Origin of the sequence: Kitasatospora sp. NPDC001527, from assembly GCF_040298605.1 — a bacterium.
Taxonomy (GTDB): domain Bacteria; phylum Actinomycetota; class Actinomycetes; order Streptomycetales; family Streptomycetaceae; genus Kitasatospora.
Genome location: NZ_JBEPAM010000102.1, coordinates 1 through 8,099 on the forward strand (window position 1 = coordinate 1; position 8,099 = coordinate 8,099).

Here is an 8,099-nt window from a genome sequence, read left to right on the forward strand (position 1 = left end):
GGCGCCGCCCCCGGGGGCCGGGGGGGGGGGGGGGGGGGGGGGGGGGGGGGGGGGGCGCGGCCCCCCCCCCCCCCCCCCCCGGGGGGGGGCGGGGGGGGCCGCGCGGGCGGCGGGGTCTGCTGGCGCTCGCGCATCGGCCGGGTGGCCTGGAGCGCCTCGGGCCGGGGGAGCGGCGCGGTGGCCGCCTGCCCGTCTCCCGGCACCGGGGCCCGCCGCGGCGCGCCGCCGCCCGCGCCCGCCCGGGCCCGGGCGGTGGCGGACTGCTCGGGCGCCCGCCCGGGCGCCGGGACGCCGCGTGCTGCCGCGGCGCCGGGCGATGCGGGCGGCACCGCCCCGGCCGGCCGCGCCGGGTGTGCGGGATGCCCAGGGTGTGCGGAATGTCCGGGGTGCCCCGCAGCGCCGGTGCGGTCCGTACCGGGCCCCTGCGCGGCACCGCGCCCGGCAGCGCCCCGCGCCGCCGCGGCACCCGCTCCCGCCGCCCCGGCCTGGCCGCGTACCGCCCCGCGCGCGCGGCCGAACGGCCCGCCGGAGCCGTGGCCCGCCGCGCCGCCCGCCGCCGGGCCCGGGCCGGCCGCCGCGCCGCGCGCGGCCAGCTCGCTCAGCCGCTCGTGCAGCGCGGCCGCGCCGGGCCGCTCGGCGGGCTCCTTGGCCAGGCAGGCCCCGATCAGCGGAGCCAGCTGCGGCGGCACCGCCGACAGGTCGGGCTCCTCGTGGACGACGCGGTAGAGCATGACCTCCGAGGAGGCCCCGGAGCCGAACGGGGTGTCGCCGGTGAGCGCGTACGCGAGCGTCGCGCCGAAGGCGAAGACGTCGGTCGCGGGCGTGACGGCGGCCCCCCGGACCTGCTCGGGGGCGAGGAAGCCGGGCGAGCCGACGGCGGTGCCGACGTGGGTGAGCGTGCTGGCCCCGCGCGACCAGGCGATGCCGAAGTCGATGATGCGCGGCCCGCGCGGCGAGAGCAGGATGTTGGACGGCTTGAGGTCGCGGTGGACGACACCGGCCTCGTGCACCTTGACCAGCCCGTCGGCGAGCGCCGCCCCGATCCGGGCGACCTCGGGCCAGCCGAGCGGCCCCTCGTCCCCGACCCGCTTGTAGAGCGAGGGCCCCGGCACGTACGCGGTGGCCAGCCAGGGCCGGTCGGTCTCGATGTCGGAGCCGACGACCCGGGCGGTGCAGCCGCCGCGGATCCTGGAGGCGGCGGCGATCTCGCGGGCGAAGCGGGTGCGGAACTCGACGTCCTCGGCCAGCTCGGCCCGGATCAGCTTGAGCGCGACGCGCTGCCCCCGGCGGTCCGAGCCGAGGTAGACCACGCCCATGCCGCCGGCTCCCAGCCGCCGGTGCAGGCGGTACGGCCCGACGATGCGGGGGTCCTCACGCCTCAGCCGCATCATCGCCATTCTCGTTTCCCCGTCAGACTGTGGGTGAGGCCCCGTCGGATGGGGCGTCGTCAGTTCCTGTCTGGCACAGCTTACGGACTGCCCGCTGCGGTGTGCTGATACGCAACACCTGAAGCCACCGTCCGATTGTCGGATCTTGGACTGACATTGGCGGTGCGCTGCCGAATCGTTTCTCGGGGTCACCCCTCAGGGTTCCCCCTGGGACCGGGTCCCGGACGTCTCCGCCTGCGGTAGTACTACCAGAGTGGGATCGTCATCCTCCGGGAGGCCCGGAGAACAGTACGACGGCATGACGCCCGCCAACCCCCTCCCGCCATACCGTTGTTCTCAGCGGTGGACGGGGAGCTCGTCCCCCGAGGTAAGCCGTCCACCGCGTCCACGTAGCACCACCGTCCATCCACCGGCCGAGCGCACGAAAGAGGAGTCAAGGGCATGGCACCGCAGCCCACGGGAACCACCTCCCGCCGCCGTCGGCCGGCCTTCACCCAGCCCGGCGCCGCGGAGCCCACCAGGCACCCGGCGGTGGCGGTGGCCATGGCGCTGCCCTGCGCGGTGCTGCTGGCCGTCCTGTTCGGCGGCTGGGAGCAGATGGCGAACCAGGCCCAGGCGGTGGCCGAGCTGATCGGCCGCTGACCGGCCGGGCACCGAGGGTGCCCACCACGATCGGGCACTGATCCCCTGGGGACGGGGAGCCAGTGCCGCCGGGGAGGCCGCGCCCGCGATGACCGCGGACGGGCGAGAGCGGCGCGCAGAGCGCCCCGGCAGGCGGAGAGGCCGCGTACGGACGTCGGTGAGGGCGACCGTACGCGGCTCTTCTGCTGCCTTCTTGCCGGCGGGAACGCCGAAAACGGCCGGGGCCGCGACCCGTACGAGTCGCGGCCCCGGCCGTCACTGTGCGCGATACTGGGATTGAACCAGTGACCCCTACCGTGTCAAGGTAGTGCTCTCCCGCTGAGCTAATCGCGCCTGGTAAGGCGGTCCTGCAGCAGACCCCGGAGGGTCTGACGTGCGCGATACTGGGATTGAACCAGTGACCCCTACCGTGTCAAGGTAGTGCTCTCCCGCTGAGCTAATCGCGCTGGTGCGGTGCTGCCGCAGCGAACCCCCGGATCCGGAGATCCTGGAAGATCGACGTGCGCGATACTGGGATTGAACCAGTGACCCCCACCGTGTCAAGGTGGTGCTCTCCCGCTGAGCTAATCGCGCGGGGAAGGTGTCCGGCGGAGCCGGGCATGGTGCGCGATACTGGGATTGAACCAGTGACCCCTACCGTGTCAAGGTAGTGCTCTCCCGCTGAGCTAATCGCGCGGGGAGGCCACCCGGCGGAGCCGGGTGAACCTCTTTGAGGTGGAGACGGGATTTGAACCCGTGTAGACGGCTTTGCAGGCCGTTGCCTCGCCTCTCGGCCACTCCACCAGGCAACACTCGAAGGACGATCTTACACTGTCCTTCACCGAGCGGACGACGAGATTCGAACTCGCGACCCTCACCTTGGCAAGGTGATGCTCTACCAACTGAGCCACGTCCGCCTGTCGGCCGGGATCTTCACCGGTTTTCCCGGCTGCGCTCCCTGGCGACGTGTTGAACTCTAGCGGATTCCCGGGCCAGCTAAAAATCCGTTCCCGCAGCGTGCCCGGCAGGCCGGGGCCGGACGTCCCCCGCCCGGCCCCGGGCCGACCTGCCCGGACGGGTGAGGAGCGGGCGGATCGACACCCTCGGTGACACCCCCAGGTCATCCGGCGTACGCCCGCGCGACGCCCGGCTCTGCTCACGCCCCCCGACCTACACTTCAGGCACCGCAACCCCCAGCAGAGCCCCGTGCAGGAGAACCGTGTCCGGCCACCCCGCCCCCCAGCACCCCCTCGCCCGCTTCGGCGGCCGCCTCGCGACCGGACTGCGCGACGTCACCTCCGACCCCGCCGCGCTGGACTCCACCGGCTGGTGGGCCGTCGCCTACGACTTCGAGGGCCGGCTCACCTGCGCCCGCTTCGACGACGTCCGCCCGGCCCCCGCCCCGCCCTCCGGCGCCGACTGGCTCGGCCCCGCCGCCGGTGCCTGGCGCAGTTCCCTCGACCACACCGCCTACACCGCGGGCGTCCGCCGCGTGCGCGACCACATCGCGGCCGGCGAGGTCTACCAGGCCAACCTCTGCCGGGTGCTCTCCGCGCCCCTGCCCGACCCCGCCCGCTCCGACGTCGACGCCCTCACCGGCCTGCTCGCCCACGGCAACCCCGCCCCCTACGCCGGAACGATCCGGCTGCCCGAGCACGGCGTGGAGATCGCCACCGCCTCCCCCGAGCTCTACCTGCGCCGCACCGGCCGCACCGTCTCCTCCGGCCCGATCAAGGGCACCGGCCGCACCGAGCACGACCTGCTCGACAAGGACCACGCCGAGAACGTGATGATCGTCGACCTGGTCCGCAACGACCTCGGCCGGGTCTGCGCCACCGGCACCGTCACCGTCCCCGACCTGTGCGCCGTCGAGAAGCACCCCGGCCTGGTCCACCTGGTCTCCACCGTCGAGGGCACCCTGCGCCCCGACGCCGGCTGGCCCGACCTGCTCGCCGCCACCTTCCCGCCCGGCTCCGTCACCGGCGCCCCCAAGTCCAGCGCCCTGCGGATCATCGAATCCCTGGAGACCGCCCCCCGCGGCCCCTACTGCGGCGCCGTCGGCTGGGTCGACGCCGACCGGGGCGAGGGCGAACTCGCCGTCGGCATCCGCACCTTCTGGATCGACCGGACCGACCCCGCGGCGCCCGAACTGCGCTTCGGCACCGGCGCCGGCATCACCTGGGGCTCCGACCCCGAGCGCGAATGGGCGGAAACCGAGCTGAAAGCCGCCCGGCTGGTCGCGATAGCGTCGGGCACCTACACCCGCCCCGAGACCGACTGAACCCCGACACGGACCGTGCCCGGCGCCGCCACCCGCAGCCGGCCGGCCCGCGCCCGTCCCGCGAGGAGCACCTCCGCGATGCAGCATCCGACCACCAGCTGGGTCAACGGCACCCTCGTCGACTCCGCCGACCCGGCCCTGCCCGTCCTCGACCACGGACTCACCACCGGCGACGGCGTCTTCGAGACCATGAAGGCCGTCGACGGCAAGGCCTTCGCCGTCACCCGCCACCTGGAGCGGCTCACCCGCTCCGCCCGCGGCCTCGGCCTGCCCGACCCCGACCACGATCTGGTCCGCGAGGCCTGCGCCGCCGTCCTCGCCGCCAACCCGATGCCGCTCGGCCGCCTGCGCATCACCTACACCGGCGGCACCGCGCCGCTCGGCTCCGAGCGCGGCGACAGCGGCCCCACCCTGGTGGCCTCCCTCGGCACCGCCACCCGCCGCCCCGACACCACCGCCGTCACGGTCGTCCCCTGGCGCCGCAACGAGCACAGCGCCGTCGCCGGCCTCAAGACCACCTCCTACGCCGAGAACGTCGTCGCCCTGGCCGCCGCCCACCGCGCCCGCGCCACCGAGGCCCTGCTCGCCAACACCGCCGGCCGGCTCTGCGAGGGCACCGGCTCCAACGTCTTCGTCGTCCTCGGCGGACGCCTGCTCACCCCGCCGCTCTCCTCCGGCTGCCTGGCCGGCATCACCCGCCGACTCGTCGTCGACTGGTGCGGCGCCGAGGAGGCCGACCTCCCGCTGGACGCCCTCCAGGAGGCCGAGGAGATCTTCCTGACCTCCTCCCTGCGCGACGTCCAGGCCGTCACCCGCGTCGACGACCGCGAACTGCCCGGCCCCGGCCCGATCACCGCCAAGGCCATGGCCACCTTCGCCCAGCGCAGCGGCGACGACCTCGACCCCTGAGCGGGACGCCCCGTCGCCCCCGCCGAGGGACCACCCGGCGGGGCCGGCGGCGCCCGGGCCGGTAGAAGACCCGGACGGCGGGGAAGGGACCCCGACATGACCACCACGCTGCGCCCCGAGAGCCCGGAGACCCCCACCCCCGCCGGCGGCCGCACCCGGCGCTGGCAGATCTGCGTCAACGGCCGCCCGGTCGGCGGTCTGCGCACCACCGCCGTCCCGCGCGGAAGCCAACTCTGGGGCGAAATAGCCGAACTGGAGGTCCGCAGCGGACGCGGCCGGGGGCGCGGCACGATCGGCGCGCTGGCCGCGGAGGAGGTGCTGCGCGGCTGGGGCTGCATCCGGGTGGACGCCGACATCCCCGAGAGCGCGCAGGTCGCCCGCTCGCTCGCGGTCACCCTCGGCTACACCGAGCGGATGCGGAACATGGTCAAGAGACTGGACGCGCCGCCGGCCCTGCCGGCCGGCGCCGTCGTCCGTCCGATCGGCGCCGCCGAGTTCCCGGCCTGGCTGGCCGAGGCCAAGGACGGCTACCTGCAGGACCTGCGCGCCTCCGGCCTCGGCGAGGAGGAGGCGCGCGCCAAGTCCGACGCCGACCACGCCAGGCTGCTGCCGCAGGGCCCGGACACCCCGGGCGTCGCGCTGCGCCGCCTGTACGGGCCCGGGGAGGAGCCGCTGGGCTCGCTCTGGCTGGCGCTGCGGCTGCGCGACCTGCCCGACGGCGCCCCGCTGGCCTGGGTCATGGTGGTCGAGGTGGCCGACGCCCACCGCGGCCGCGGCCACGGCCGGACGCTGATGAGCCTGGCCGAGCGCGAGTGCCTGGCGGTGGGCGTGCGCGACCTCGGGCTGAACGTCTTCAGCGGCAACGAGGTCGCGATCGGCCTCTACGAGTCGCTCGGCTACCGGGTCACCAACCGGGTGTACGGCAAGCCGCTGCTGTGAGCGGCGGCGGGCGTCAGGCCGCCCGGGCGGCCTCGACGGCGGCGACGACGCGCTCCAGCAGGCCGTCCTGGCTCTTCCCGCCGTCGAGCCGCTGCCCGGCGATCACGTACGTCGGCGTGCCCGTCACCCCGATCGCCCGGCCCTCGGCCTGGTCGGCGTCGACGGTCAGCATGTGCCGCCCGTCCACCAGCGCGGTGTCCACCTCCTCGGCGTCCACCCCGACCTCGCGGGCGACCTCCAGCAGCACCTCGGGGCCGCGCGCCTCCAGGTCCTCGACCCGCGCCAGCAGCGCCTCGACGAACGGCCAGCCCAGGCCCTGCGCGAACGCCTCCTCGGCGGCCTCGGCGGCGGCGTAGGCGTGCTTGTGCTTCTCCAGCGGGAAGTGCCGCAGCTCGATCGGCAGCGCGTCGCCGTAGCGCTCGCGCAGCGCGCGGACGTCGGCCAGGGCGGTGCGGCAGTCCGGGCACTGGAGCTCGCACCAGAACTCGAGACGGGGGAGGGAACCTTCGATCATGCCCCCAGTGTTCCATCAGTGGGCCGTATGCCGTTCCGGCGGCCGGGCCCGGCCAGAGCGCATGACCGAGAGCGATGGGAGGTCCGACGAGATGATCAGTCCGACTGACAGAGCGACGGCCGAAGCGACGGGCGAGGGGAGGCGGCCGTGCTGACCGGGGCGGTGGCCTTCGTGCTCACGGCGGCGGGCGTGGCCGTGGCGGGCCTGCGCGCCTACCGCCGCCGTTTCCTCTCCGCGACCCGCTGGTTCGCCGTCGCGCTGCTGCCCGCCGGCCTCTACCTGACCGGACTGTTCCCGGTGGCCCGGACGATCGGCGACGAGATCGCCGACTGGGCGGTCAAGCTGGTCTTCGACCCCCGGGTGTGGACCGGCATCGTGCTGCTGGCGGTCTCGGCGGGGCTGCTCGTCACCACCCGCTGGGTGGGCCGGCGCGGCGCCGTGACCGAGGGCCGCGAGGCCGCCACCCCCGCCGCCGGGCCCGCCCCGGCCCGTCCGGCGGTGGCTCCCGCCGCCCCCGAGGGTGCCGGGAAGGCGGAGAAGGCGGAGAAGGCGGGGAAGGCCGGGAAGGGCAAGGGCGACGACGGACTCGGCGAGTTCGCCGACATCGAGGAGATCCTGCGCCGCCGCGGCATCTGAGTGCCGCGGCCCGGCCGCGCCGGCGGCCTCAGGCCGAGGGGACGGTGTCCGCCGAGCGCTGGCGGGCCCGGTAGGCGGCCACGTGCAGCCGGTTGCCGCACGTCCGGCTGTCGCAGTAGCGGCGGGAGCGGTTGCGCGAGAGGTCCACGAAGACCCGCGCGCAGTCCGGCGCCTCGCAGCGGCGCAGCCGTTCGCGCTCGCCCGCGGTGAGGATGAAGGCCAGCGCCATGCCGAGTTCGGCGGCCAGGTGGTCGCCGAGGGCGGCGTGCGGCGCGAAGTAGTGGATGTGCCACCCGTGGTGGTCGTGGTTGGTCAGCCGCGGCGTCGTGCCGGCGGCCGCGACCAGGGCGTTGACCAGTTCGGCGGCCTCCTCGGTGGACTCCGTGCCGAAGACCTCGCGCAGCCGGGAGCGCAGCCGGTGCACCTGGCGCAGGTCGTCCTCGGTCAGCGAGTCGACCTCGCTGATCTCCTGCCGGACCACGAAGGCGTCGAGCGCGGCCACGTCGGGCAGCAGCTCGGTGCCGCACACCTCGGGTGCGGTGTTGAGCAGCTCGACGAGGATGCTCAGCGCGCACTCGGTGTCATGGGTGATCAGCACGTGGAGGCTCCTCGCGCGGAGGGGGCCGTGGGCACCCCGCGACTACGGGTCATTCCCAGACCTTACCGGGGCGGTGCGGCGCGCGGCGGCGGCTTGTCCCGAAGATGTGTACGGATTCCGTCACTCTGTACGGAGTTCCCGCCGGGCGGGGTCCTCGGCGGGCGGAAACGGCCGCGCCCGGCAGCGAGGCCGGCCATCCGTGGGATGGCCGGC

At 75.2% G+C, this 8,099-nt stretch carries 8 protein-coding genes and 6 tRNA genes; 5 read left to right on the top strand and 9 right to left on the bottom strand.

Annotation, left to right across the window (positions count from 1 at the left end; translation table 11 throughout):
• Positions 1–1,388 (bottom strand): serine/threonine-protein kinase (locus tag ABT238_RS38320; protein WP_502891501.1); only part of this gene is annotated, 1,388 nt, incomplete at its 3' end.
• Positions 1,389–1,829: 441 nt separating this feature from the next.
• Between ABT238_RS38320 and ABT238_RS38325 the strand changes: the two genes are divergently transcribed.
• Complete coding sequence (locus tag ABT238_RS38325; protein WP_350570341.1) at positions 1,830–2,030, top strand: hypothetical protein; 201 nt, start codon at positions 1,830–1,832, stop codon at positions 2,028–2,030.
• Between the two features lie 261 nt (positions 2,031–2,291).
• Here the strand turns inward: ABT238_RS38325 and ABT238_RS38330 are convergent.
• The 6 genes from ABT238_RS38330 to ABT238_RS38355 all read right to left on the bottom strand — a co-directional run bounded on the left by ABT238_RS38330 (position 2,292) and on the right by ABT238_RS38355 (position 2,926).
• Positions 2,292–2,363: transfer RNA gene (locus ABT238_RS38330), tRNA-Val, on the bottom strand.
• Between the two features lie 41 nt (positions 2,364–2,404).
• Positions 2,405–2,476: transfer RNA gene (locus ABT238_RS38335), tRNA-Val, on the bottom strand.
• 55 nt (positions 2,477–2,531) lie between these two features.
• Positions 2,532–2,603 (bottom strand) — tRNA-Val (locus ABT238_RS38340).
• A gap of 27 nt (positions 2,604–2,630) precedes the next feature.
• A tRNA-Val gene (locus ABT238_RS38345) sits at positions 2,631–2,705 on the bottom strand.
• Positions 2,706–2,742: 37 nt separating this feature from the next.
• Positions 2,743–2,813, bottom strand: a tRNA-Cys gene (locus ABT238_RS38350).
• A 40-nt stretch (positions 2,814–2,853) separates the two neighbouring features.
• A tRNA-Gly gene (locus ABT238_RS38355) sits at positions 2,854–2,926 on the bottom strand.
• Between the two features lie 302 nt (positions 2,927–3,228).
• Here ABT238_RS38355 and ABT238_RS38360 point away from each other — a divergent pair.
• The 3 genes from ABT238_RS38360 to ABT238_RS38370 all read left to right on the top strand — a co-directional run bounded on the left by ABT238_RS38360 (position 3,229) and on the right by ABT238_RS38370 (position 6,138).
• Positions 3,229–4,290, top strand: a complete 1,062-nt coding sequence (locus tag ABT238_RS38360) for a chorismate-binding protein (protein WP_350807178.1) — start codon at positions 3,229–3,231, stop codon at positions 4,288–4,290.
• A gap of 78 nt (positions 4,291–4,368) precedes the next feature.
• Positions 4,369–5,199, top strand: coding sequence for an aminotransferase class IV (locus ABT238_RS38365; RefSeq protein ID WP_350807181.1), 831 nt, complete (start codon positions 4,369–4,371; stop codon positions 5,197–5,199).
• Between the two features lie 96 nt (positions 5,200–5,295).
• A complete protein-coding gene (locus ABT238_RS38370; RefSeq protein WP_350570337.1) occupies positions 5,296–6,138 on the top strand; it encodes a GNAT family N-acetyltransferase in 843 nt (280 codons plus the stop codon).
• 13 nt (positions 6,139–6,151) lie between these two features.
• Here the strand turns inward: ABT238_RS38370 and ABT238_RS38375 are convergent, their stop codons facing one another.
• Positions 6,152–6,652 carry a DsbA family protein gene (locus ABT238_RS38375; protein ID WP_350570335.1) on the bottom strand — a complete coding sequence of 167 codons (501 nt, stop codon included), beginning with the start codon at positions 6,650–6,652 and terminating at the stop codon, positions 6,152–6,154.
• 147 nt (positions 6,653–6,799) lie between these two features.
• On the opposite strand from ABT238_RS38375, the gene ABT238_RS38380 reads away from it, so the two are divergent.
• Positions 6,800–7,288, top strand: coding sequence for a hypothetical protein (locus ABT238_RS38380; RefSeq protein ID WP_350807187.1), 489 nt, complete (start codon positions 6,800–6,802; stop codon positions 7,286–7,288).
• A 28-nt stretch (positions 7,289–7,316) separates the two neighbouring features.
• Here ABT238_RS38380 and ABT238_RS38385 read toward each other — a convergent pair whose 3' ends face one another.
• A complete protein-coding gene (locus tag ABT238_RS38385) occupies positions 7,317–7,886 on the bottom strand; it encodes a CGNR zinc finger domain-containing protein (RefSeq protein WP_350570333.1) in 570 nt (189 codons plus the stop codon).
• Positions 7,887–8,099 lie beyond the last annotated feature (213 nt).

What these genes read in the sequence shown, in the direction of transcription:
- ABT238_RS38325 (WP_350570341.1), top strand. Translation starts at nt 1,830, where the DNA reads ATGGCACCGCAGCCCACGGGAACCACCTCCCGCCGCCGTCGGCCGGCC.
- ABT238_RS38365 (WP_350807181.1), top strand. Translation starts at nt 4,369, where the DNA reads ATGCAGCATCCGACCACCAGCTGGGTCAACGGCACCCTCGTCGACTCC.
- ABT238_RS38370 (WP_350570337.1), top strand. Translation starts at nt 5,296, where the DNA reads ATGACCACCACGCTGCGCCCCGAGAGCCCGGAGACCCCCACCCCCGCC.
- ABT238_RS38375 (WP_350570335.1), bottom strand. Translation starts at nt 6,652, where the DNA reads ATGATCGAAGGTTCCCTCCCCCGTCTCGAGTTCTGGTGCGAGCTCCAG.